The following is a 25,996-nucleotide window of genomic DNA, read 5'->3' on the forward strand; positions in this document are numbered from 1 at the left end:
AAAGTAAGTGAACGTTTACTTAAATATTTAGAAGATTTAATTTAAAGGAAGAAAAATGAAATCATCGTTAAACCGTTTTCAATATCTTTTTCAATCCACAAAGGGGTTGACTCTGGTAGCTATCTCAATGGTGGCGCTTGTTACGGCCATCTGGGGGACACTATCGGGTCCTATGGTGGAGTGGGGTGTTAGGGACTTTGTTGTTGATCTTTTAGGAATGGAACTTCACCACTGGGAACGCGAAGGCAGGATAATAATGCTATATCATGCCATTGCCATGGCGATTCTGGCCATTGAAGTTTATTTCATAACTTCGATAGTTCCAATGAAAAAACATCAGCAGGTAAATATTAATGCACTGGCCACTGTTGGTTATTTAGTTGCAATGATTTTTGGTTTATGGTTTGCATATTTTGGTCATGAATATATTTTTCATGGATTATTTTTAGTTGGCCAGACATTAGTGTTTTTCTCTGGTGTTTCACTGGCGGCTGCTTTATGGCCCTGGAACAAAGAGTACTATCTTGCTGCTAACAGCGATTATGCCCATACAAAATCAGGTCTGGATCTTGAACGGACAGCTCTTTTCACAATGACTGTACTTACTTTAATTTCAGCAACATGGGGAGCTGTGGCCGGTTCATATTGGAGCAATGGCCATGAAACCTTTTTAGCTGAAAACCTGATTCGTAACCCATATAAAACAGGCTTGGAAAAAGCAATTATTGGTCATTTGCATATAATGCTTTCATTGGTAGCCGTAGCTATTACCCTAATTGTGGGTAGATGGGTTGATTTTAAAGGCATTTTACATAAATGGTCAATGTATTTAATGATATTCGGCTCGATCACACTTACTTTTGGTGCATTAGCAGTTGTTTGGATTCCCTGGGCGCATACTATTATTTACTTCGGATCAGTTGGTGTGATGCTTGCTGCCCTGTTATATGTTATCTATTCATGGAAAAAAATAATTCATGAGCGTGTTACTGAATTGGGTCTGGAAAAACCTACATTCTGGCAAAAATTTAAAGCTATGCTGCATGACCCACTCAAATTTGGATCAGGCTGGCAAATGGTATTTATGAATTTTACTGTTAGCGGGATTGGTATTTTTATGGCCATTAAGTTGGATAAAATATTCCGGGTTTGGCCAGCACGTGAGGAACGAATTACTTTGACTGGTCACTGGCACATTTTGGCGGCAATTATTGCTACAATAATAATAATGTATTACTGGGATATTTCCGGTATGAAAGGTAAAACACGGCAATGGGCAGGCTGGACACTAATCATTGCCTCGGATATTGCCTTTGCGTCAGCAACTGTTTTTTCTATGAAACGCCTATTTGTTACTGAATATTTTGAAGGACCTGTTGTTAACTGGACTATGGTTTTAATGGATTTTGGTTTGGGGGCAATTCTTGTAATGATGGCTGTCTTCTTAGGCTGGCGGCTATTTGGGCTTTTTAAGCAGGAAGGCCTTTGGAAAGCAGAGGCAGCTAATCCCGAGCTTGATGTAAACAGAATACACCCTGCGGTACCAGTTGAAGGTGTCAATGTTGAAGAGGAGATTAAATAATGAAGAGAGCAGTAGCAAAACTAGCATTTTTGACATTGATATTTTTTATTTCCTGCAATGCTCAACAAAAGGTTGAAGTAGCTCCTATTCAATTTGTTGATACCGGTGTTGACTCTGAAGCCTGGGTTAAAATCCCCGCGGGTGAGTTTTTAAAAGGGCAGCATCGACATGAAACTATGATTGAAAAAGAGTATGAAATTATGGTTACTGATGTCACAAATCTTCAATATGTTAAATATTTAAATGAAGCATTAGCTAAGGGCACGATAATAGTTAAAAAAGATTCTGTTCTTGGCTATTATCCTGGAGATCCATTTGATGGATTTAAACATGAATTTGAAATTACAGAAGGAAATAAACTATACATCAACTTAGGGGAGCCGGGTATTCGGATAAAATTTGATGGTAAACTTTTTTCAGTGATTGGCGGATTTGAAAACCACCCTGTTAGTTTTGTTTCCTGGTTTGGTGCAAATGCTTATGCGCATTTTTACGGATGGCGTTTACCATTGGAAAATGAATGGGAAAAAGCTGCACGTGGAACAGACGGGAGAACCTTTCCTTGGGGAGAAGATATTTCAGCTAATGTGGCTAATTATTTAAGTAGCCATACCCTGTTTGAAAAAATGTATGGTAAGCAAATTACAACAACGCCGGTAGGTTTTTTCAATGGAAACACACACAATGGATATGAAACTGTAGATAATAAAAGTCCATATGGCTTATACGATATGGCGGGTAATGTTTGGCAATGGTGTGGTGATGATTATCCTGATTTGCATTATCGCTATATTCGGGGGGGAAGCAGAACAAATTATGAGTATAATCTTTTTATCTGGGCAAGAAACAGTGCCGGACCCGAGTTCTACAGTATGTATATAGGTTTTCGCTGCGCCCGTGATGTGCAAGAAAAAGAAGAGGAATTTAAAAATGAAGCAGATCTTGAATAAGTTTAAATTATATTGGCCACTTATTAAAAGCCTTCAAACAGGCTTGCTAATAATAACCGGCATTGCAGGATACATAAGCTCTCAATGTCCGGTAATGACCTGGCAAACATTTTTAGGATTGGTTGGTAGTCTGTTTTTAACAGTTAGTGGAAGTACAATTCTAAATATGGTCTATGATCGTGACATTGATGCCAAAATGAACAGGACTTCGCACCGTCCTTTACCTTCAGGAAAATTAGATGTCAAAGAAGCATTAATACTTGGATTAACTTTGTCTTTTGTCGGGGTTTACTGGGCTGTAACATTATCTACTTTATTTGGTGTAATAATTTTTGCAGGACTATTTATAGATGTAATTATTTATACAGTTTGGCTTAAACGTAAAACAGCCTGGTCCATTGTTTGGGGAGGTATATCCGGTGGAATGCCAATTTTGGCCGGCAGGGCTCTTGGCACTGGGGAAATAGATTTGATTGGTCTTCTTTTTACAATATCTATTCTGTTGTGGATACCTACGCACATATTAACATTTAGTATTCGTTACTCAAAGGATTATGCACAAGCGGGCGTTCCAACTTTTCCTTCAACATATGGGGAAGATAAAACTCGATTAATTATTGCGATTTCCAGCCTTGGTGCTGCATTAGCAATTGTTATTGGTTCTTTTGCACTCGGGCTTAGCTGGGGATATTTAAGATTGCTCGCTGTTTTGGCTATTGGTGTTATCGCTCTGGCCATTTTAAGTGTATATAAGCCATCAGAAAAAGTTAATTTCGGGCTTTTTAAATATGCTTCAATGTATATGCTTGGATCTATGGTTATGGTTACCTTAGGAACTATTTGATGAAAAAGATTTCCGCTTTGGATAGAATATTATTTCTATTAACCGGGCATGTAGCCGGTTACCAGATAATTAAAGGAATGGAAAGCTTTGATGTATTAACAACATTTTATTTTACCGTTTCTTTTGGGATTCTGGTTTTGGCTTGTCTTCTATTGTTACTGTTTGGATTTGAAGTTCTGTCAAATAAGGCTGTTTCTCTTATTGCAACGGTAATTCCGTTAAGCCTGTCTTTAGGGCTTGTAAATCATTTATTTGCAGATTTTCATGTACATTTCCTGTTTGTGGTAATTATTATTTATATAGTTTTTTTTATGGCGCGTTTTTTTGCATCATCACAATTAGCTTCCCTTATTTTGGCTTTTGTGCATGGGATTGCAGGATTAGTCCTTTTTATTCTTCCAATTATTATGATCATTCAAGGTAATTCTAATTTGCAGTTTATCCTGGTTAGTTTAGGAAGTATGTTTATTGGGATAGAAGGGATGTTGCTTGCATTTGCAAAATCAGATAAGTCTATTGTAAACGAAAAAAAGATTTTTGCCATTTTCCCAATAGTTTTGTTATTGGCAACTGTTTCATTTGTAGGTGGTTTGGCTGTTTATTAAGAATTGAGAAAAAGAAGGATTTTTTAATAAAACAATTATTAAATAGAAATATTTAAAACAGTTTCTACTACCATAAAAAAAATAAATAGAACGGGGAGTTTTGTGAAAAATATCCCAAAAAATTTTACATTAATTAGGAAGTAAGCATTTACTTACAATAGTTCACTATTAATAAAAAAAGCATTCATGCTATACAAAGAGTTATAACAACATTTATTAACCTTAGGAGGTTTCATGTTTAACGAAACAACAAAAACCCAGCGAATAATTATGGGCGTAACTGCCGTCATTGCTGGTATTTTTATGATGTATTTTGCGCCTACCCAAGGCATGCAAACATTAAAAATTGCACTGGAAAATGTAATGGAAAGACTAATTCCATTTGATCCGGATTTCTATCCGGCAGTTCCAATTTTAGGTGCTACTTACAGTATCTGGATGGTCCTGTTGTGGCTTACAGGCGCATTTGCCATAGTCTTGGCTAAAAAAGTATACGATGGTGAAGAGTGGGCCAGAAGCACCATGCTTGGTATTGTAGCCATCCCGTCTGTTGCAGGAATGACTATGTTAATTCCCTGGATGGTTCTTGTAGTTTCCGATTATTCAAACGGACCGGTTGCGGGTATTTTGCCTCCACCTGAAGGACTTTCAAAAATGCCTCCTGTTTTATGGACGATGGTTTTCGGATTGATATTTTATTATGTATTCCTTCTTGCAGACAAAGACGATTTAAAAAACAAAGCATTAAAAATCATTCCTTATACTTTTCTTGGGGTTGTTGCCGGTATGGTTTTTATGAATGGCCAGCATGGTGTTCGTTATTTTATCTTCATTCCTGAATATCTTACATACACTTCGTCATTTGATCCGTTGGGTAACTTTTTTACCAATCTAGATCATTATGATGCCCTTGCTTTAGTCAAAACTTCACAGGCACAAATTGATGCCGGACAGATTACTAAAACAGCACAGGCAGTTTATGATCCTAATACGTTAACATTATTGCTTGGTGGGTTTATGAATTATGCCTCATCATATTTGATGATTCTCTCAATTCCTTTCCTTGCGATGCGCAAAAAGTTTGGGTATTACACAGTTTTAGCAACTGCTTTAGCTACCGCTCTGATTGGTTTTGATGGCTATTTTGTTCGCCATTCCTTTGAATGGGCTGTTGGTGGGCTTATGTCATTGGCATTATTTGGAATGTTCCTTCTTCCTGTTTTCAAAAGAATGTTCGTTCCCGTTAAAGAATAAATATTGTAAGCCAAAATGAAAAGGGTAATTGATGATATTACCCTTTTTTATAAATAATTAAAACTTTTAGAGAATTGGATTAAATCCCACTGAAAAGGAAATGACTAATGAAAAAGATAATTACGGTTTTAGTAATTCTGGCTACTTTCTCATCACTACATGCAACGGACGGCGACCAGATGTTAGGTGTTACTGCAATGCAATGGTTACGTGGCGGGGCAGTTGTTGCTTCACCGGTTGACGCGCCAAGTATGATCTACAATCCCGCTGCGCTTGGAGCTTTAAAATTTGATAAGATGGCTTTTGATCTCAGTTTAGGAATTTTAAATCCACCAAGAAAAATTACTTCAATGGCGGGAACAACTGAAAGTGGTTCAAACAGCTATCTTGGTATGGGCAATGGGTTTGCTATAAAACTATCTGATAAAATGTTTTTTGGAGTTGCAGCAGGAGGAATTTCAGGTATGGGAGTTGATTTTGCATCAACAACATTGCCAGATAATCCAGGAACACCTTTCCCGGAAAACACATCCGTCGTGACGAAAAAAGGCTTGTTAAAAATTACTCCTACAATGGCATATAATGTTTCAAAGGATTTGACACTTGGTGTTTCATTGCACATAGGTCATCAATCCATGGCTTTAAAAACTCCTGGTTTTACAATGCCTCAAACTGAAGTGTTTGGGTTTGGTGGATCAGTCGGTGCAATTTATAAAATTACAGACCAGTTTCAGGCAGGGTTATCGTATGTATCTAAACTGGATATTGCTGAGTATGAGTTTAATGGAACCAGCCCTATGGCTGGCGAAGGAGTTTATAAAATGGATATGGATGCTCCTCAAAATTTTGCATTTGGCCTGGCTTACAAACCAGCTAAAGGGATAAATATTGAGGCAGATATAAAGTGGTATAATTTTTCGGATGTAATGGATAAGGTTGAATTAAAAACACCAACAGGTGGAGTAATCCCCTTAAACTTCGGTTGGGATGACCAGGTTGTATATGCTTTAGGAATTGACTATGCAGTAATGCCAGGTTTTTGTGTTAAGGCTGGTTATAATTTTGGGGAAACCCCAATTGCTGGAGAAGATGTTGATAGCAATCTTGGTTCAATAGCTGTTGTTGAACAACACTTCTCAATCGGTTTTACAAAACACCTTGGTGATGAATTGCTCGGCACATTGGCGTATACACACGGTTTACACAATGAAGTTAAATCCAGTTTAACACCAAATAAAATTGAAGCTGAACAAAATATTGTTTTTTTGCAATTCAGCTATCGTCTATAACAGGTTTAAATATTGATGATTTCAAATCATTTTTACCCAACGAATAAACCAGGAGGCTTATCATGACTTTATTCGATCAAATTGTGCTACTGTTAACAGGGCTAATTGCCATCTATATGATTTGGTTTTTTGTTAAAAGACAAAAGTCCGCTGAAAATAATGGTGTAACGAACATTTATTATATTATTTCTTTTACAGTGTTTTTAGTGGCGGGGTTATTACTAATCATTTTTGGTTGGGGTGCTTTGTCCAATAAACTTGTGGCTGTTGTTTCAGGACTTATACCTTTTGCCCTGGCAACCGGATTGATTGCCAAATATTATCCCAAAATGGAAAAAGGCTATCTTGCCCTAATGTTATTTGGATTAGTACTTATTACTCTGACAAAATATGGTGATATGATAGTTATGGGAAAAATTGTTTATCCGTTGTTTCATTCTATTGCCGGTTTAACAATATTTTTTGTTCCTATTTTAGTTGTTAAAGCAACAAAAATTAGCACGCCATTTATTAATATAACCGTGGGCGGGACTTTGATTGGCTTGGGAGGCATTGCTTTAGGATTCTTATCAGCAGGATCCCAATTATTATTCTTTTCTCAGGAATTTGTTTTAATGATCCTTGCGCCTCTTTTATTTCTAACTGCGCTTTTCTTTGCATTAGGTTTTATAAAAGGAATCGATTTAGGTTAACACTTTGCAGCCAGACAGAGGGGTTCTTTCTTTTTGAAGAACCTCTTTTTCTAATAAGATATGATAAAGAAACCCGCAGTTAATAAGCATTACTTACTTCTAATATCCGGATCAATGTGGAGCAGCGTTGGTGTTTTACTTATTTGGATCGCTATAAACTGGTTTCATTTACTTACCAGTTTACAAATTATTTTTGCGATTCTAATTGGAGCGGCGCTTGCTATTGCGATTAGCTGGTTTGGTTTTATCACTTTAGCAAAAAAAAATGCGCGAAGAATACTTGAGTATCCGGAATACGTCTGTGTTTTTGCCTTTCAGAGATGGCAAATGTACCTATTAATTGCTGTTATGATGAGTATGGGGATTTTTATGCGTACTTCTTCACTTTTTCCGAAATACTTACTAGTACCAGTTTATATAGGAATTGGTCTTGCTCTTTTTGCATCAAGTTTTAGTTATTATCGAATTATGTATAATGAGAAAAAATCTCGACTCATTTCAAAACCCCTTTCTTAAAAAACTATTATCCAAAGTCTAAAAATATGAAAGAAAAATTATTTTGAAATCACATCCCTTCAATCCAAAATATTTCCAGGTCCTGTTGGCCTTATTTTTAATAAATGTTTTGTCAGCTCAAACAGAATTTAGCGGATTTTTTGATATTTATAACAGTGCACAATTTGAAATTGAAGAATATAGTGGTTTTCAAATTAATCAATTTGAATTGGACATCAGTCATTCATATAAGGAAAGCTTATCATTGGGAACAGCAATAGCATTTAATCCAAATATGGGTCAATTCGAATTGGCATCGGCATATCTTCATTATAGCATATTTAACAAGGCAATCATGCATCCCAGGCGCAAAGAGGAGCGCAACCACACTGCGATTATGATAGGTAAATTTGATGTTCCTTTTGGTTTGGATTATTTGTCCCTCGCATCCCCTGACCGCCCAACTTTTTACCAACCGTTACCTGTTGAAAAATCGATAGGCGCATGGAACGATATGGGCATAAATATACATGTACTTGCTGATCAGTTAAAAGGTGATTTTACAATTGTGAACGGATTTAATGAAGGGGTAAATTTAAGCGCTAAAATCGAATATGAAATATTTCAAAAACTTAATATGGGCATTTCACATGCTTCTGATTTTAGCTCATTTAAACAGAGGAATAATTGGGCTAATGGCATCAGCTTTTTAGCAGATATTGATATTGTACAGATAAAATCAGAATACATTTGGGCAAGGGGATTATTGCATGGAGAGCAGGATACATTAAATGCAAATGGTACAAATCATGGATTTTATATACAGGCATTAACTGAATTAGAACCAATAATCGGGTTGCCTTATTTTGTGACCGCACGTTATGGTATCTGGAATTCATCTAAATATTATAAAGAAGAAAAGCCGGGTGACAGGCAAGATCGTTTTACTTTTACAATAGGTTATCACATTTGTAGTGAGTGTTCGGTCCGGAGTGATATTCAAAGTGATCAGTTTGGAAAGAATGAACGTTCAACGCAGGCCACTATTCAGCTTGTGGTAGGTTTTTGATACTGAAAATATATAGGAATAAATTAATTCGTCCGGATAAAACAAGAATCCAATCAAAAAAAATTACTGGTTAACATTATTAATTCAACAAGGAAACATCATGACTACGCGTATTTTTATGGTTTTACTATTTATTACTTATTCATTTGCTCAAATTGAAGAACACCAAGGAGAAATGGCTGGTCCTTTTAACTCCCCTCAGGAAGTAACAGAAGCATGTCTTAGCTGCCATGAGGATGCGGCAAAACAAATTATGTCAACAACACATTGGACCTGGCTTTCAGCAGATTCCATGCTTGTACCGGGACACGATCAAAAAATGCGAGTTGGAAAAAAAAATGTATTTAATAATTTTTGTATCGCATTAAATTCAAACTGGCCTCGTTGTACAAGTTGTCATGTTGGATACGGCTGGAAAGATACCTTATTTGATTTTAAGAATGAGCAAAATGTTGATTGCATTGTATGCCATGATAACACAGGCAAATATGTGAAAGCGCCAACCAAAGCGGGCTATCCGGCAGAAAATGTTGATTTGGTGAACGTAGCCCAAAATGTGGGAATGCCAACTCGTCAAAGTTGTGGAACCTGCCATTTTTATGGGGGTGGTGGCGAAAATGTAAAACATGGCGATTTAGAATCGGCCTTAGTAAACCCACCGGCAAATTTTGATATTCATATGGGTGAAAATGAAATGCTTTGCCAGGATTGTCATGAAACTGAAAGCCATGGTATAAAAGGGGTTTCACTCGCAGTGAATACAAAATTAGTTGACAAAGAAGTAGAATGTACAGACTGCCATGATATACCTGTTCATAATAACGCCGATCTGGACAAACATTCTGAGAAAATTGCCTGTCAAACGTGCCATATTCCTACCTATGCCAAAGAAAAGCCAAGAAAGGTTTACTGGGATTGGTCTGATGCCGGTAAAAAAATGGAAGTGCCAAAAGATAAATATGGGCAGCTTGCTTTTCACAAAAAGAAAGGTTCATTTGTTTGGGAAAAAGACATTAGGCCTGAATATCTTTGGTATAATGGAAATACTGAGCGCTACCTTCTTGGTGATAAAATAAATGAAAATGGCATTACACGTTTAAATTATCCGCTTGGAAATAAGGATGAAGAGAAATCAAAAATATACCCATTTAAAGTTCATCGCGGAAAACAGCTTTCCGATGCCCAAAATAAATATCTGCTAATTCCAAAATTATTTGGTGGCTATTGGAAGCATTTTGATTGGAGTAAAGCGGCTGAAGATGGCATGAAAGGTACTGGTTTTGCTTACTCGGGAAAATATGAATTTGTTGAGACTGAAATGTATTGGCGGGTAAATCATGAAGTTATTTCAGGCGAAAATGCATTAAGCTGTCTAAGCTGCCATGGAGATAATGGTCGTATGGATTGGGAGGCTCTTGGCTATAAAAATAATCCTGCATCTGAGGATGATATTGCTAAAATGAAAAAATAAATTTCCACCGAATAATAAATAAACAACAAGAAATACAATTTAGGCCGTCTCAAAAGGGCGGTCTTTTTTGTGTGGCACGTATTTGTAAAGATTATAGCGTAGCATAAAACTTCAAATTATCCTACATTAGCCGATATCTTTAAAATTACTTCAAAGACAATCATTTCTTGAGGGGGAAATGGATACACTTTCTGCTATTCAAAAAAAATTTAACGAGCTAAATAGTGATTCTGTAGCGCAGATATCTTCGCTTTTTATGGAGCTTTCTTCTCAACTAAAAAAAGAAAATGCTTCGGAGGGAGTACAGAAATGCCTTGACCGTCTGTTTAAAAAATGGATGGCACTCAACCAGGGTTTAACAACTGAAAGTAAAAAAATGTTAAGCAGCCTTGAGCAATCCGTAAAGCTGCAGGAATATTATCTTGAAGAGAAACGGCGTTTTGAAGCGTTGTTTGTTTCCGGGATTGTTTTTACCTCCATAACTGAAATGCAACAGCTTATGGAAAAGGCTATTACAACCATCGTTAAAGAGTTAAGAGCAGATGCAGGTTTCATTGTTTTGACTGATAAGGATGGTCAGGTTAGTCATACTTTTGCCCGTAACATGGATCCTGATGAAGATAAATCGGCTAAAGAAATGAGCATGTCGGTTGTAGAGCGTTCAATGCATCGAAGTAAGCCTGTCAACATGGATAATGATAATGATGACACAAATATTTCATTGTTTGAAGCCAACAGCGTTATAAACCTTGGAATAAAGTCGGCCTTGTGTGTGCCGTTGCTTACCGAACAAAAAGTATTGGGCGCAGTCTACCTGGATAGACGAGATAGTGAACAATCTTTTACTGAAGCAGATTTGAAATTTTTTATGTCATTTGCCAGGCAGATTGTGCAGGGCATGGATATTTCTCAGGAAATCAGCAATCTTGAGGATAAATTGATTGATGAAGCAAACCTGCGTTTTGAGGATTTGCGTAAAAATTTTGATTGCCGGGAAATTATTGGGAATAGTAAAAAGCTTTTTGAAATTCTAAAAATTGCATCCAAAATAAGTGCAACAAATGCTTCTGTTATTATTCTTGGTGAAAATGGAACCGGGAAAGAATTGATCGCACAAGCAATACATAAAAATAGCCGCCGGGCCGAAAAACCTTTTGTTGCAATCAACTGTAGCGCTATCCCAAGGGATTTGCTTGAATCGGAATTATTTGGCTATGAAAGTGGTGCATTTACAGGAGCTAATAAATCTAAGGAAGGCAAGTTTGAACTGGCCAATGGCGGTACATTGTTTTTGGATGAAATTGGTGAAATGTCTGTAAACCTACAGGCAAAACTTTTGCGTGTCATCCAAACACAGGAAATTGAACGTCTTGGTTCAGTACGTCCCAAAAAAATAGATGTCCGTATTCTTTCTGCAACAAACCGCGAACTACAAACCTTAATTAAAGAAGGCGAATTTCGCGAAGATTTATATTATCGTCTCAAAGTAGTTGAGTTAACCATGCCTCCACTTCGGGAACGTAAAGAAGATATTGAAGCACTGTCCGGTTACTTTCTTTCAAAACATGCCCAAAACAATGAGGTTCTTAAACTTAGTGAAGAAGCATTGTTTATTTTAGAAGAATATGACTGGCCGGGCAATATCCGGGAACTGGAAAATGTAATATTGCGGGGCATTGTTCTTGCAAAAGAAAATGAAATTCATCCTGATGAGTTGCCGGAGGAGTTACATCAAAAAGCAGAAGATATGCCAGCTGTTGGTGTTGGGAATTCTCTTGCCGACGCAGAACTTGAGTTTCGCAGAATGTATGTGCTGAGGACTTTGAGAAATGCAGGTTCAAAAGCAGAAGCCGCAAAAATACTTGGAATAAACCGCACTCACTTTTACCGTATTCTTTCACAACTTGGTATAGAATAACTGATTGTAAGATTTAGTTCTTTTAACCAAATAATTGAGTAGAAGATTTTTTTTCAAAACTCTACCATTCTAACAAACCTTTTTTAGAATTACATAACTCTTGTCGCATTTATGCAACATACCCGCCTTTTTATGCTGTCTGTAAATTGAGACAATATTATTCTTCGCTTCCAATAGTTTTGTAGATAAACCCATATAAATACACAACTTGTCGTTTATTTAAAAAATCATGGCATGTCCTTTGAATAATGTGATTTAAAAAATGAGGACCGAATGCGAAAACAAATTCTAATCGTTGAAGAAAACAAAGAGGAATTACGCAAACTGCGGAAATTACTCTCTCGTGAAGGCTATAATATTATGACAGCGATGGACAAAGATACAGCGATTGAGATTTGTCAAAACCTGGATATATCATTTATTCTATCAAGCACATCTATTTTAGATTTAAAAAAACCATTAAAATAAAATTACCAATTATTCATTTAGGAGGAGTTATGAGAAGTGTACGTCTCAAAGTAGTTGTATTATCATTGTTTACCATTTTGTTTTTAGCCGGTTGTGGTGCAATCACTAAAATGACCGGTAGCCTTGTTGGTTCGTTATTAACAAAGAGCACCGACAACTTAAATAATGCGGCAATCCAGGTTTATTTTATGCGTAATGTTTACCCAAAGGCCACAAATGTGGTTGAGGTTGATTATATGGGTGAAAGCTGGCAGGAGAATGGTAATATGGTTTTTGTCAGCTTCTTAAACAGGGATGGAATGGGTATGTTGACCGTAGATGGAACTGTAGAAATTGATGGTGAAATAGTCCCCCATGTTAAAAATGGATTTTATGGAAAATGGATTGGAAAAGATGATCTATCTCCAAAGCACGTTGTCATTAAAACAAAAACCGGCCAGACAGCCGAGTTTACAGTAAGTGCGCCAGAGCCAATTAAAATTAAGTCTGTAAATGGAAAAAGCAGCGGCGCGGAAATAAATGTTGAAAAAGATCTGGTATTGGAATTGGAAAGCCCTAATACAAATAAGAATACAGAGATAAAAATAGGGATGATTAACAGTATTATGGGAATGCTTGCTTTTACAGATGCGGGCGTATTTAAGTATGATGATAAGTTAACCATACCTGCTGTTATGTGGGAAAATACAGGGTCAGGAATGTCCCCTAAAGAAGGTGAAAACTGGTTGAAAGTCGAGCGTTTTAACGTAATCCCTACTAACGTTAAAGGCGTTGGTGCATCACAGGTTATTGGTATGTCTTTAGATTGTGTTCCAGTTAATGTGACAGGTGAAATTGATGAAAATATTTTTGGTACTTCCTCAAATTATGGTTTACGTGTTACTGAAGAGTTTGAAACAGAAAATGGTAAGCTGAACATTGACATATCGAAACCAACAGCATTTTTAGGCCGCCCGATGAAAAGTGGAAAGAAATTTGCGATGGCCTCGTTTACAGTCAGGGCAACGAAACTCCAGCAATCAAGAACAGATGTTTCTCACACAATGACTCATAAAATAACCACAACAACCACAAAAACTTTTCCAAAATTACCAGATTCTTATTGGGAAAATTTGGTGAACGGTTTGTATGCTGATTTTGAAAAAGTCTTAAATAATAATTATGATATGGAGTTAATTCCAATTTCAGATGTATTGAAAGCACCTTCATACAGTCGTTTGGAACCAATTAGTGATAATGTGTCAGTTGTGGAAGTTGAAAAAAGTTATAAGGGAACAAAAAATTTAATACCTACAACAGTATCCGCAATTGTTGACAATATTTCTACAACCTTTGCTTCTGACAGGGTTGATGCACGGTTAATTAAGGAATTAGGAGTAGATGGGCTTATCGCTGTAACATTGGATTTAGAAATGAACTGGGAAACTGCTGCTCTCTCACCGCGGATGAGTATACGTATCTCCGGAGCTCCAAATGGATATATTGCCGGCCCAACAATTTATTTGCAAGGTGTGATAACAGGCCAGGGCGTGGATTGGGATGAAGCACGAATGGAAGCTAATTATGTTATGGAGGCTTTACCTAATACTATCCGACAGAAAGATTTAATGAAAGCGCTGGATACTGCATTTAAGAAAATGTATGCAGCTGAAAAAGAAAAAGGTTATGATGCTCTTTGGGCAATCAAATAATCGCAAATAAAATCTCTCAAATATGCCTCCGAGAGAATATAGCGGAAGTCTTGGTCAGGGACTTCCGCTTTTTTTATTATGGTAAAATTTTTGCCAATCATAAAAACCCCTTGGAATCAGTTATAACTTCTCCCACCAACTAATGATAGTACAATGTAAAATTATTTAATTAATCCTGAGAGGAAATAAAAAAAGCCCAGTAATAATTGTCTACCAGGCTTACAAAAGTTTAAGTTATTTTAATTAGTCCGTCTAACTATGCGCAGACGAATCAAATCATCCTTAATTATTGGCGACTCTCCAGTAACCTTATGAATAAGTGTAATAAAAGCTGATGTTAATTCGACTGATGTGAAATTACAATGACCATACCTGTTTATGGCGCGAGTAGTTAAAAAGTCGCTATTTCCAGCTTCAGCTACTTTTTCGATATACAAATCCTGTTGCCATTTTGGTACAATCGGGTCTTTAAATGTGTGAATCATTACCAAAGGCTTAAAAATGTTTCCTGATGTTTGATAAGTGTTTTCTATCTCAGCTAAAGCATTTTCATCTGCTGAAAACCTTTGCACACCTGCATTAAACAATCGCATAAATGCACCTCCGCTGTAAACTCTTTCGGAGTTATCGAAAGGTTGGCCACCTAAAACTTCTGCAGCATTATTTGTGGCAAAAACGTTGTACCAAAGCAGGCTGACAATTGTATTTGCGATTGAATAATCCGGATCAGAATTATTAACAGCGGCGCGGTTAATTTTTAAAACCATTGCCGCCCCGGCAGGGTTTTCTTCAATGGCCGAGAGTATTGCCGGTATATAAACAGTTTCAAAATTATCCATTACTTCCTGCGGAATATCTACAGCGCTGCCTGGGATAACACCCGGAAAAAAGAAATCAAATGTAACCCGGAAATCTCCAAAATAATTTATTTGTTCTGCAAAATCACCAGTCGGTCCGCAAATAGAAAGTGCACCATCATAAAGAAAGAAATTTTTCTCCATGCTTAAATTGGTAATTAAACCACCCTCAGATGCGCCAATTAGGTAAACCCGTCTCGCCCGTCCAAAATTATTTTTAAAAATATCAATTAAGTCCGCCAGGTCCGCCATACCTTCTTTAACTGCTAATCCATTTTTTGAATAACTTGTAGTGGCAAAGGCATATCCTAAATCTGTAATTATTTTCTCCATGGATGTGGTATCATCAATACTTAAATCAGGCAGAGCGATTGGTTCTGTTGCAGAAACATATCCATGAGCATATAAAACAAGCTCCCTGTTCCAGATATCAGGAACGCAAATTTTATAAAATGCACCACTTTTCTGTTGGCCCTCAGTGCAACTTACGCCGTCAATAGTTTCCTGGAAAACAACTTTGGATTGTTGTGAAGTTTCTGAATTAATTATAGATGAATCTGTTGAACATGAACTAAAAATTAATGCAAATGTGAAGAGAATCGAAAAGAGTTTTGCGGATTTTATTTTAATATTAGCTGATCTCATATAATTTCCTGGGTTAAAGGTAATAATTGGTATTTAACAAGGTTAAAAAAGAAAACTAAAATTTTCATTTTGTTAAATAACACTATTTAAAGTAAAAAGAAGATTACCTATTGATTGGTTAAATTAAATTATCAGTATAGAATGAGCTAGATTTGAAGAGTTAATATATTCATAAAGCCCAGTATTAGCAAGCTCGGTGGGCTTTTCTAAAAAAATGTTAAACTTTTCCCGGTAATAATATTTTTATTGAGTTGTTTTTTATACCTTATTGCCAACAGGCTTTAATTGACTTGATGTTTATGCGGCACTAAATTAAATGGTTCTAAAAACACATTTAGAGATCAGGTTATGAAAGATGTATGGAAAAAATTTGAAGAAAATGGATTGACACATAGCAGCATGCATCACTTAATGGCTGTTTATGAGTTGTTAAAAAATAATGGCTATGCACGTGGTATTGATGTTGCCAATTATCTGGATATTAGCAGATCGAGTGTTTCTGTAACTTTGCATAAACTTTTGGCAAAGGGATACATAACCGAAGACGATAATAAGTTTTATCAATTAACATATGAAGGCAAAGAACTTGCAAACGATGTTTTAAGCATACGCAGGATTGCCAAAACATTTTTTGTTGATGTATTAAATCTTCCTGAGGAGATCGCGGAAGAAGATGCTTGTAAAGTTGAGCACTTGTTAAATCATGAAACAGGAGAAAGGCTTTTTAAATTTGTTAGCTTCTTTCTTTCTCAAGAACCGAGCAGTATTGAGTTTCGTGAGAGTTTTAAGAAATATGTTCATAAATGCAGTGATGATTGTGAAATTTGCGATGATGACTGTTTTATCAAATAAAGTCCATTTTGCCATATAAAATACCTTAAAAAGAATTGCAAAAAAACAGACGCTGCGGTAATTTCGCTGCTGTGAAAATTCAAATATTAATAATCCTTACAATATTACTTTCATTATTGTCATTTGCCCAGGAACCGGCATCCACTAATATTGTATGGATTGAGAAAAATATAAACTCAATATTGGATTCACTTAAGATTGAAAAGTCCATAAATGGAAGTACTATTGAGATTAAACTTGGAGTTGTAAAAGGAGAAAAAAAAGGATTTATAAAAAATCAGGTTCTGAGTTATTTGAGTAAAAAACAATCTGAGAAAAAGCTTGAAACCTTTTCAAAATTTCACATTGAACAATTCAACACAACCATCGTTTACGAACAGAATTCGGATGGTTTTTTAAATTTAAATACCTATTATTTACGGAAAAATAAAATAACATTTTCTGGTTGGATTGAAGATTCAACTTCAAAAACAATCAAATCGTTTAATATAAATAAAGTTTTTAGTAACGAACTGAAAATCGAAAATCTGGAGCAGATTGAAGTTAGTCCATATTCTTTTAGCAAGGGTGAAATAAAAGATTTATCGTTTTGGACAAGCACACTGGAACCAATTTTAGTTGGCGGGTCAGTGGCAGTAATAGTTTATCTGTTTTTTTCAGTTAGAAGCTAAACAACGTGTTTAAGGAGAATTTTATCTTGAAAAGAGTTTTTTTAGTTATTGTACTAGCCCTGTTTTTAATTAGCTGTGGTGGAAATAAACCAACCCCGGAATGGAATGCCAGCGATTATTTTAAAGCTGCCAAAGAAAAATTTGACGATGAAAGTTACTTTGAAGCTTCGAACGATTTTAATGTTGTTTTGTTAAGATTTGCAGGTAGTGTTGTGGCTGATAGTGCGCAATTTTATCTGGCAGAATCTCATTTCAAAATGGGTGATTATCTTATTGCCGGTGTTGAATTTGAGAAATTAATTAATGATATGAATCAGAGCCCATTAGTTAAGCAATCACAAATGAAGTTAGCTGACAGCTATTATGAACTTTCACCGAGATCTGCACTTGACCAGGAGTATACCTTAAAGTCAATCCGCGAATACCAATATTTCATTGATGAATTTCCTACGGACACATCAAAGCAAACTGCTGAAAAACGAATTTTTGAGCTGCGTGGTAAACTAAGTAAAAAAGAATGGCAAAATGCCGAAATTTACCGCAAAATGAAGGAATTTAAAGCAGCAATAATTTATTATGATCAGGTTCTTTCAAAATATTATGATACTGATTGGGCTGATGATTCACAATATGGAAAAGTTATTACCCTTATCGAAGCGGAAGATGTTGAGCAGGCAAACTTGGAAGCAGTAAAGTTTGAAGAACAATTCCCTGATAGTGAACTGCTGGAAAAATTGTTAGATTCGAAAAAAGAAATTAAAGAAATGCAGGATGAGCTGGCCAAAAATGAAAAAAGTGAATAATTCTATTGGCTTATTTGGGGGAACGTTCGATCCACCACATATTGGCCACATGGTTGTTGCAGAATGGCTAAGTGAGGTTCTGGAAATTGAAAAAACTTTTTTTATCCCTACCAAAATTCATCCCTTAAAAAAAAGACCGGAAATAAGCACGTCTACAATAAGAAAAGAGATGATTACTGCAGTTTTGCAGGATTATGCAAATTTTGAATTAAGTACATTTGAAATTGACCGTGATACTATTTCTTACACAATTGACACAATTAAACATTTTAAAACTAAATATCCTCAGAGTGAAATATTTTACCTTATCGGCGCTGATAACCTGGATTCTTTTTTACAGTGGAAAGATCCGTTCCAAATTTTAGAGTTATGCTATTTAGTGGTTTACAACCGTGGGACTAAAAACGAAAAAAATGATCTTATTGACCACCCAAAAGTTTTGACAATTGAAAGTCCACTTATAGAGATATCTTCGAGCCATGTGCGAAAACGAATCGCAAAACAAATGCCTTTTAGAAGTCTTGTCCCGCATCAAGTGTTCCAGTATATTACCCAAAACAAATTATATAAAAATAACAGTTGAAAATCCTGCCCTGAGTTTTGATTAGGAATATGGATGTTTTTTTTTATTAAATTTTTGCACAATTTCACTCACTATATTTTTTATTACAATTTTTAGGATAAACATTTCGTGTTCCTTGCAAAAGTTGTTGGTTCTGTCTGGGCCACCAAAAAGACTGATAATCTATCTAATTTGAAGTTTTTGGTTGTAAACCCAATTAACTTAAAAAAAGACCCGCTTACTGATGTAATAGTTGTTGCCGATGTTCTTGGAGCCGGTGTTGGTGAAACTGTAATTTGTGCATATGGTCATGCAGCACGTAAAGCAATCTCATCTCAAAACCCGGCCGATTTGAGCATTGAAGCTGCGGTGATTGGAATTGTTGACAAAATTGATATTGATAAATCTAAAATAGAATAGGAATTCTATGGCTTCTCTAACAGAAAACCAAATAAGACAAATTGCCGAACAGGCGCTAAAGCAATTAGGCGACCATGCCACAGCTGCCAATATCGAGCAAGTAGTTCACGAAACGGTTCAACGGTTGAGCAATGAGTCACCGCAAGAAAATCAGCAAAAAAACACATCTTTGCCAAACAATAACAAAAAAACGGATCGTGTGATTGTTACAGCATTTGGTAAAAACAAAATCGGGATTCTCGCCGGGATGACAGGTTGTCTGGCCACTACTAAATGTGACGTGATTGATCTTTCGCAAAAAATATTGCAGGAGTTTTTTACAATTATGCTTTTAGTGGATATCTCATATTCTGATTTATCGTTTGAGCAAATAAAAGATGAGCTGGTTAAAACCGGTGAAGAATTTGATCTCAAAGTAATTGTTCAGCATGAAGAAATATTTAAAACTATGCACAGGATTTGATTATGCAAATTGAATTGGCAGAAATACTTGAAACGATACGCATGACCGAGGTTGAGCATTTTGATATCCGTACGGTTACAATGGGTATTAATCTAAAAGATTGTTCAAGTGATAACCTGGAATCACTCAAACAAAATATTTATGAAAAAGTTACCCGCTCAGCTGCCGAGCATGTAAAAACTGCAGAAATGATTGAATCCGATTTTGGTATTTCGATTGCAAATAAAAGGGTTTCCATTACACCACTTTCTTTGGTAGCAGATGGTTTTTATGCGGAAGATTTTGTGGAGCTTGCCCAGGTGCTGGATAAAGCCGCTGATAATTTGGGAATAGATTATCTGGGTGGATATTCTGCATTGGTACAAAAGGGATTTAGTAAAGGTGATCTTAGCCTTATTAAATCTATCCCGGAAGCACTTTCCACAACAAAACATATTTGCTCTTCTATAAATGTTGCTACTACAAAAGCCGGAATAAATATGGATGCTGTTTACCTGATGGGCAAAATGATAAAAGAGACAGCAGAAAAAACAGCAGACCAGGAAGGAATTGGCTGCGCAAAACTTGTTGTTTTTGCCAATGCACCGGAAGATAATCCGTTTATTGCCGGGGCTTTTCATGGAGTAAGCGAACCAGATATAGTAGTCAATGTTGGTATTAGCGGGCCAGGAGTTATTTTACGGGCTGTACAAGAGGCACCTCATCATAATTTTAGTTCGCTGGCTGAAAAGATAAAAGGAATGGCGTTTAAAATTACGCGGGCCGGAGAATTTGTTGGCCGTAAAGTGGCCGAGATTCAAAACCTGCCATTTGGAATTGTTGATATTTCCCTGGCTCCAACACCCATGCCCGGTGATAGTATTGCCGACATTTTAAAAGCTATGGGAATTGAAGATGTGGGCGCTGCTGGAACAACAGCTGCTTTGGCAATGCTTAATGATTCGGTAAAACGAGGCGGTCTTATGGCATCATCGCATGTGGGCGGAATGAGCGGGGCTTTTATTCCAATTTCCGAGGATCAGGGGTTTATTTCAGCCGCGGAAAAAGGCCACATTACTTTGGAAAAAATGGAAGCCATGACCAGCGTATGCAGCGTTGGGATTGATATGGTTGCCGTGCCCGGAGATACATCTTCTGAGGTTATTGCAGGTTTAATTGCCGATGAATGTGCCATTGGTGTTGCCAATAGTAAAACAACTGCTGTTCGTGTTATTCCAGTTCCGGGAAAAGATGTTGGAGAAGCAGCGGATTATGGTGGTTTGCTTGGTGTGGCTCCGATAATGCCAATCTCAAAATTGAATAATGACCAGTTTATTAAACGAGGTGGACGGATTCCCGCGCCGGTTAAAGGAATTAATAATTAATTTTGAAAATTATGTCAAAAAAAAGAAAAATAAAAGTAGCAATTGCCCAGGTAAACTCTGTTTTAGCGGATCTTGACAGGAATATTGACAAGCATATTGAGTTTATTGAACAGGCCATATCACAAAAGGCTGATCTTATTGTTTTCCCGGAGTTATCGCTAACAGGATATTCATTAAAAGATGCCACATTTGATGTAGCTTTGGCCAAAAATGATCCCCGATTGGATAGAATCCGCGACCTGAGTTCAAAGATTTCTATTTCCTGCGGGATTGTAGAGATGGGTGATCGCTTTGAGTTTTATAATACCAATCTTTTTTTCGAAGACGGTAAACTTTTGACTACACACCGTAAAGTTTATTTACCTACTTATGGTGTTTTTGAAGAAGAACGATACTTCTCTTCCGGAAACCGCTTTCATGCTTTCGATTCTAAACTGGGTAAGTTTGGCACTCTTGTTTGTGAAGATATCTGGCATACAGCTTCGGGGCTAATTCTTGCTCTGGATGGAGCATCGATTATGCTGGTAACAGCTGCAGGCCTCACGCGTGGAACCACCAAAGATGACAAACCTGAAAACATAAGTGCCTGGGAAACTATTGTAAAATCATTGGCAATTTCAACAACATCGTACGTTGTATTTGTAAACCGGGTTGGAGTAGAAGACGGATTAATATTTTGGGGTGGTTCGGAACTGGTTCAGCCAAACGGGAAAGCTGTTGGCAAGGCAGAATATTTTGAAGAAGAACTTCTTATTGCAGAAATAGATATGCATGTTCTTAAACATGCTCGTTTAAATACTACTTTATTGAGCGATGAAAAACTGCCTGTTTTAATTGAAGAGTTTACACGGGTTCATAAAAAGAATAAAGATTACTGATAATCTCTTTCCTCTCTTTCTATTAATTGAAAAAAACTCATTGTACTTTAAAGGTCTAACTGTTACCAATTTAAATTCCTATAAAGAGAATAGAATGAAATCACTGAATCGCGCATGGTTGGAAAAAAATAAAAAATGGTTTATTCCAACAATAATTACTAGCGGAGTTCTATTAATAATTACTTTTGTTTCCTTGTTTGTTTTTACCATTATAGGTCATATAAAAGAAAGTGAAGCCTATCAGGAAACAATGGGGGTTGTAAGAACCAATGAGGTTTGTCTTAAATATTTGGGCAATCCAATTGAAACCGGATTTTTAATTTCAGCAAGTTTTAGCATTAGCGGATCATCAGGTAGTGCCTCTTTAAGCATTCCAATTAGTGGCCCAAAAGGTGAGGGATACATTTTTTCTGAAGCCATAAAAAAATTAGGTAAATGGAAGGTTATAGATATTGTTTTCGAAATAAATGAAAATAGATTTGTTTTATTAGAAAGCAGCCGTTAAAATTTTTGTTTTATTTGTTATTTATATGACTAAGAATGCAGAGTTTCCAAGCATCTTAATAATGTATCCAGAAACTTTTGCTCTTTTTAATTTAAAAAACTAAATTCGGGCTTTTTATCCGGAAGATAATTTAGGACGTAAGGGAGGATCCATGGATCTCAAAGAAATACAAAAGTTAATAAAAATGGTAGAATCAGCTGAAATCAGCGAATTTGAAATTGAAGAAAAAGGTAATAAAATACGAATCAGTAAAAACAATTCTGCAAATTCAAATAATGAAACACACATAATCCCAACAATGATGCCGCAAATGCAGGCTCCTGTTGCCGCTGCACCTGCCGCAGCTCCTGTAGCCGATTCTGCCTCTGCGCCAACACCGGCAAAAAATGATAATGTAATTGAAGTGCGGTCACCAATGGTTGGTACATTTTACCGTGCAGCAGGACCGGACTCCGATCCATACACAGATGTGAATAAAACTGTAAAAGCCGGTGATGTTTTATGTATTGTTGAAGCTATGAAATTGATGAATGAAATTGAATCTGAAGTTTCAGGTAAAATAGTTGAAATTTTAGTGCAAAATGCCCAGCCTGTTGAATATAATCAGGTATTATTCCTGGTCGAAAAAGGCTAACAGCATTATAATAGATTTAATAAAAGGGAAAGGTGCATAACCATTCCCTTTTTTTTTGATTTGATTACCAAATCTTTGCTTAATAATCTTCCCTTTAAGCTTGTAATGATTTATATTAAATTCTAAATTTAGAATCTTAAAAATTTAAAAATAACTACGATCTAATTTTTCAAACCAACATAGCCATTTTCATAAAAAGACAATGGGATTAAAATATAGTTTGTTCGGGAGGAAATTTGTTTAATAAAATTTTAATTGCTAATCGCGGAGAGATTGCGCTGAGGATTATCCGCGCTTGCCAGGAGCTTGGAATTAAAACGGTTGCTGTTTACTCAGAGGCCGATGAAGACTCGCTACACGTCCGTTTTGCTGATGAGGCAATTTGTATTGGACCGGCAAAAGGGATTGATAGTTATTTGAAGCCCGACAGAATAATTGCCGCGGCTGAAGTGACAGGTTCTGAAGCTATTCACCCGGGATATGGATTTTTATCAGAAAATGCAGAGTTTGCAGATATGTGCGCTTCGCACGGATTTAAATTTATAGGGGCGCCGGGCAAAGTTATTAGAATGATGGGTGATAAAGCGCAGGCAAAAGAAAATATGAAAAGCGCCGGAGTTCCTGTTGTGCCAGGCAATGAAGGTGTAATTACCAATTTAGACGAAGCAAAAAAACTTGCTGAAGAAATGGGATTCCCGGTCATTTTAAAAGCAGTTTCTGGTGGTGGTGGCCGCGGAATGCGTATTGTCAATTCTGTTGATGAGTTTGAAGTTAATTATCAGATGGCCAGTTCGGAAGCTGCGGGGGCTTTTAATAACCCGGATATGTATCTTGAAAAATTTATCCAAAACCCGCGTCACATAGAAATCCAGATAATGGCTGATCAACATGGAAATGCTGTTTACCTGGGTGAGCGTGAATGCAGTATACAACGCAGACATCAAAAATTAATTGAAGAAGCGCCTTCCGCAGTTGTATCTGAGGAATTACGGAAAAAAATGGGACAGGTATCCGTTGCAGGATCAAAAAAAGTTGGATATGAAGGCGCCGGAACGATTGAATTTTTACTAGATTCTGATGATAATTTTTATTTCATGGAAATGAATACACGGATTCAAGTGGAGCATCCTGTTACCGAGATGATTTACGACCGGGATTTGCTGAAAGATCAAATTCGGGTTGCATCCGGTGAAGAGTTGGGCTATACACAGGACGATCTCAAAATTAGAGGCCATGCCATAGAATGCCGTATCAATGCTGAAGATTGGGAACGTAACTTTATGCCAAATCCCGGAGAGGTAACCAGCTTTCATGTTCCTGGTGGCCCCGGAGTACGGGTTGATTCTCATGTATACCAACGTTATAAAATCCCGCCATTTTATGATTCGCTTATTGCCAAGCTTATTTGCTATGGGAAAACCCGCGCAGAAGCGACTAGTAGGCTAAACAGGGCGTTGGATGAATTTGTAATTGAAGGTGTTAAAACAACAATCCCTTTTCATAAAAGGCTTATTGCCACACGGGAATTTGTAGAAGCAGATTTTGATACCGGTTTATTAGATAGAATAAATTTACTTGATGAACAGGAGGTTTCATGAATATTCCTTCAGAATTAAAATATACAAAAGACCATGAATGGGCAAAACTTGAAGGTGATATTGTTACTGTAGGAATTACAGATTATGCACAGGGCGAACTTGGTGATGTCGTTTTTGTTGAATTGCCTGCTGCTGGTGATGAGGTAAGCCAGGATGAAACATTCGGCACAATTGAAGCTGTTAAAGCAGTTGCCGATCTATTTAGTCCGCTTACGGGTGAAGTTGTCGAAATAAATGAAGCCTTGACTGACCAACCGGATATTGTAAATAGCGATCCTTACGGCGAAGGCTGGATGGCAAAAATTAAAATACCTGATGAAAGTGAATGGAATGCCTTAATGTCTGATGAAGATTATAAGAATCTTATCGGGTAATAAATTTCTGCTTTAAAAGATCTGGTTTGGAATATAAATGCAAAAAATACTAATAGCCGATGACAACGAGGAAATGCTGGACACGCTTGTCCGTATTTTTGGACTTTATGATTTTGAAGTCATTAAAGCTTTAGATGGTAAAGAAGCTATTACTGCGGCAGAACAAAATATACCGGATATTATTATTTTAGATGGCATGATGCCTATTATGGATGGATTTGAAGCATGCCAGATTTTAAAACAGAAAAAGGCAACAAAAGAGATTCCCGTTGTTTTTTTGACTGCAAATTTTATGGAATTGCGCGACAGGATAAAAGGACTTGAACTTGGCGCAGATGACTACCTGCTGAAACCTTTCAACTCCAAAGAACTCGTTGCTAGAATTAAATCCATTATCAAAAGAACGGAAACTACTAAAAAGCTTAGAGAGGATAACCAGCAGTTAATAAATAAAAACAGTCTTATCGAAGACGAATTTAAAAAGCTGTTGGAAAGCAAAAAAAATGTAGAACAAAATCCTGTAACAGATTCATCGACAGGATTATACAAATTTGACTTGTTCAAAGACCAGGTTGAAAACGAACTGCAAAGGTCTTTGCGTTTTAGCAACGATCTTTCCTTAATCCTGATCAGTTTTGATAATCTTATAAAGATAAAAGATTCGCTTGGCTCTCAGCTATACAATTATTTTGTTATTAAAATTGCTAATTTTATTTTAAACCAAACACGTACTATTGATATCGTGTCATTTAATGAGAAAACCGGTTTTTATATTTTGTTGCCCCAAACTGATTTTGACGGGGCAAACGCTAAAGCTGCAAATATTAAAGAGACCCTTAAAGCAAACAAGTACATTGATGAAGAAATACTAAAAACACTAGAGTTTTCGAAAAAGAAGCTTTCTGACATTTCAAAACTAAGTTTTAAGTTTGGTGTTTCATCAAATAGTAAAGATGATTCAATAGCAAAAGCTGATGATTTATTACAGATTGCCGAAAAAGCTTTAGGTGAGTTGCCAGAAAACTAAATTAAAAAGCTTCCA

Annotated in this window: 27 protein-coding genes; 26 read left to right on the forward strand and 1 reads right to left on the reverse strand. The window is 36.5% G+C overall.

All coding sequences use genetic code 11. The features are described 5' to 3' along the window. Positions 1-55: 55 nt before the first annotated feature. The 13 genes from HND50_18240 (at position 56) to HND50_18300 (ending at position 14,328) form a co-directional block, all read left to right on the forward strand. Complete coding sequence (locus HND50_18240; GenBank protein NOG47188.1) at positions 56-1,582, forward strand: hypothetical protein; 1,527 nt, start codon at positions 56-58, stop codon at positions 1,580-1,582. Then, a complete protein-coding gene (locus HND50_18245) occupies positions 1,582-2,532 on the forward strand; it encodes a formylglycine-generating enzyme family protein (protein ID NOG47189.1) in 951 nt (316 codons plus the stop codon). Before HND50_18240 ends, HND50_18245 begins: the two co-directional genes overlap by 1 nt. After that, positions 2,513-3,376 (forward strand): protoheme IX farnesyltransferase, encoded by an 864-nt coding sequence (gene cyoE / locus HND50_18250; GenBank protein NOG47190.1) that lies wholly within the window; start codon positions 2,513-2,515, stop codon positions 3,374-3,376. The genes HND50_18245 and cyoE overlap by 20 nt, the downstream gene beginning before the upstream one ends. Continuing rightward, complete coding sequence (locus HND50_18255; GenBank protein NOG47191.1) at positions 3,376-3,981, forward strand: hypothetical protein; 606 nt, start codon at positions 3,376-3,378, stop codon at positions 3,979-3,981. The genes cyoE and HND50_18255 overlap by 1 nt, the downstream gene beginning before the upstream one ends. Positions 3,982-4,215: 234 nt before the next feature. Next, entirely contained in the window at positions 4,216-5,235 is a 1,020-nt protein-coding gene (locus HND50_18260; protein NOG47192.1) for a hypothetical protein, read from the forward strand. A gap of 107 nt (positions 5,236-5,342) precedes the next feature. Continuing rightward, positions 5,343-6,524 carry a long-chain fatty acid ABC transporter gene (locus HND50_18265; GenBank protein NOG47193.1) on the forward strand — a complete coding sequence of 394 codons (1,182 nt, stop codon included), beginning with the start codon at positions 5,343-5,345 and terminating at the stop codon, positions 6,522-6,524. Positions 6,525-6,586: 62 nt separating this feature from the next. Beyond that, positions 6,587-7,216, forward strand: a complete 630-nt coding sequence (locus tag HND50_18270) for a hypothetical protein (protein ID NOG47194.1) — start codon at positions 6,587-6,589, stop codon at positions 7,214-7,216. A 60-nt stretch (positions 7,217-7,276) separates the two neighbouring features. After that, positions 7,277-7,732 carry a hypothetical protein gene (locus HND50_18275; protein ID NOG47195.1) on the forward strand — a complete coding sequence of 152 codons (456 nt, stop codon included), beginning with the start codon at positions 7,277-7,279 and terminating at the stop codon, positions 7,730-7,732. A 43-nt stretch (positions 7,733-7,775) separates the two neighbouring features. Continuing rightward, positions 7,776-8,780, forward strand: a complete 1,005-nt coding sequence (locus HND50_18280) for a hypothetical protein (protein NOG47196.1) — start codon at positions 7,776-7,778, stop codon at positions 8,778-8,780. A gap of 100 nt (positions 8,781-8,880) precedes the next feature. Next, positions 8,881-10,251 carry a tetrathionate reductase family octaheme c-type cytochrome gene (locus HND50_18285; protein NOG47197.1) on the forward strand — a complete coding sequence of 457 codons (1,371 nt, stop codon included), beginning with the start codon at positions 8,881-8,883 and terminating at the stop codon, positions 10,249-10,251. A 178-nt stretch (positions 10,252-10,429) separates the two neighbouring features. Continuing rightward, a complete protein-coding gene (locus HND50_18290) occupies positions 10,430-12,169 on the forward strand; it encodes a sigma-54-dependent Fis family transcriptional regulator (GenBank protein NOG47198.1) in 1,740 nt (579 codons plus the stop codon). A gap of 273 nt (positions 12,170-12,442) precedes the next feature. Beyond that, positions 12,443-12,637, forward strand: coding sequence for a hypothetical protein (locus HND50_18295; protein NOG47199.1), 195 nt, complete (start codon positions 12,443-12,445; stop codon positions 12,635-12,637). Positions 12,638-12,666: 29 nt separating this feature from the next. Then, positions 12,667-14,328, forward strand: a complete 1,662-nt coding sequence (locus HND50_18300) for a hypothetical protein (GenBank protein NOG47200.1) — start codon at positions 12,667-12,669, stop codon at positions 14,326-14,328. Between the two features lie 239 nt (positions 14,329-14,567). Here the strand turns inward: HND50_18300 and HND50_18305 are convergent, their stop codons facing one another. Beyond that, the gene (locus tag HND50_18305; protein ID NOG47201.1) at positions 14,568-15,830 is read right to left on the reverse strand and encodes a hypothetical protein; all 1,263 of its coding nucleotides are present in this window, start codon (positions 15,828-15,830) and stop codon (positions 14,568-14,570) included. Between the two features lie 348 nt (positions 15,831-16,178). On the opposite strand from HND50_18305, the gene HND50_18310 reads away from it, so the two are divergent. From HND50_18310 to HND50_18370, 13 genes are all read left to right on the forward strand, one after another. Next, the gene (locus tag HND50_18310) at positions 16,179-16,682 is read left to right on the forward strand and encodes a metal-dependent transcriptional regulator (protein NOG47202.1); all 504 of its coding nucleotides are present in this window, start codon (positions 16,179-16,181) and stop codon (positions 16,680-16,682) included. 71 nt (positions 16,683-16,753) lie between these two features. Continuing rightward, the gene (locus HND50_18315) at positions 16,754-17,353 is read left to right on the forward strand and encodes a hypothetical protein (protein NOG47203.1); all 600 of its coding nucleotides are present in this window, start codon (positions 16,754-16,756) and stop codon (positions 17,351-17,353) included. 26 nt (positions 17,354-17,379) lie between these two features. Then, the gene (gene bamD / locus HND50_18320) at positions 17,380-18,156 is read left to right on the forward strand and encodes an outer membrane protein assembly factor BamD (GenBank protein NOG47204.1); all 777 of its coding nucleotides are present in this window, start codon (positions 17,380-17,382) and stop codon (positions 18,154-18,156) included. Further along, a complete protein-coding gene (gene nadD / locus HND50_18325) occupies positions 18,140-18,739 on the forward strand; it encodes a nicotinate (nicotinamide) nucleotide adenylyltransferase (GenBank protein NOG47205.1) in 600 nt (199 codons plus the stop codon). The genes bamD and nadD overlap by 17 nt, the downstream gene beginning before the upstream one ends. Before the next feature lie 108 nt (positions 18,740-18,847). Beyond that, positions 18,848-19,138, forward strand: coding sequence for a EutN/CcmL family microcompartment protein (locus tag HND50_18330; GenBank protein NOG47206.1), 291 nt, complete (start codon positions 18,848-18,850; stop codon positions 19,136-19,138). 7 nt (positions 19,139-19,145) lie between these two features. Continuing rightward, a complete protein-coding gene (locus tag HND50_18335) occupies positions 19,146-19,601 on the forward strand; it encodes an ACT domain-containing protein (GenBank protein NOG47207.1) in 456 nt (151 codons plus the stop codon). A gap of 2 nt (positions 19,602-19,603) precedes the next feature. Continuing rightward, positions 19,604-20,965: a PFL family protein gene (locus tag HND50_18340; GenBank protein ID NOG47208.1), complete on the forward strand. Its 1,362-nt coding sequence runs from the start codon at positions 19,604-19,606 to the stop codon at positions 20,963-20,965. Between the two features lie 11 nt (positions 20,966-20,976). Further along, entirely contained in the window at positions 20,977-21,843 is an 867-nt protein-coding gene (locus HND50_18345; GenBank protein ID NOG47209.1) for a hypothetical protein, read from the forward strand. 94 nt (positions 21,844-21,937) lie between these two features. Then, positions 21,938-22,348, forward strand: a complete 411-nt coding sequence (locus HND50_18350) for a hypothetical protein (protein ID NOG47210.1) — start codon at positions 21,938-21,940, stop codon at positions 22,346-22,348. 151 nt (positions 22,349-22,499) lie between these two features. Then, positions 22,500-22,982 (forward strand): acetyl-CoA carboxylase biotin carboxyl carrier protein, encoded by a 483-nt coding sequence (locus tag HND50_18355; protein ID NOG47211.1) that lies wholly within the window; start codon positions 22,500-22,502, stop codon positions 22,980-22,982. 236 nt (positions 22,983-23,218) lie between these two features. Next, positions 23,219-24,580 (forward strand): acetyl-CoA carboxylase biotin carboxylase subunit, encoded by a 1,362-nt coding sequence (gene accC / locus HND50_18360; GenBank protein ID NOG47212.1) that lies wholly within the window; start codon positions 23,219-23,221, stop codon positions 24,578-24,580. Next, entirely contained in the window at positions 24,577-24,954 is a 378-nt protein-coding gene (gene gcvH, locus HND50_18365; protein NOG47213.1) for a glycine cleavage system protein GcvH, read from the forward strand. The genes accC and gcvH overlap by 4 nt, the downstream gene beginning before the upstream one ends. Positions 24,955-24,991: 37 nt before the next feature. Beyond that, positions 24,992-25,981, forward strand: a complete 990-nt coding sequence (locus tag HND50_18370) for a response regulator (GenBank protein NOG47214.1) — start codon at positions 24,992-24,994, stop codon at positions 25,979-25,981. Positions 25,982-25,996: the final 15 nt, after the last annotated feature.

Source organism: Calditrichota bacterium (assembly GCA_013112635.1).
GTDB lineage: Bacteria > Calditrichota > Calditrichia > Calditrichales > J004 > JABFGF01.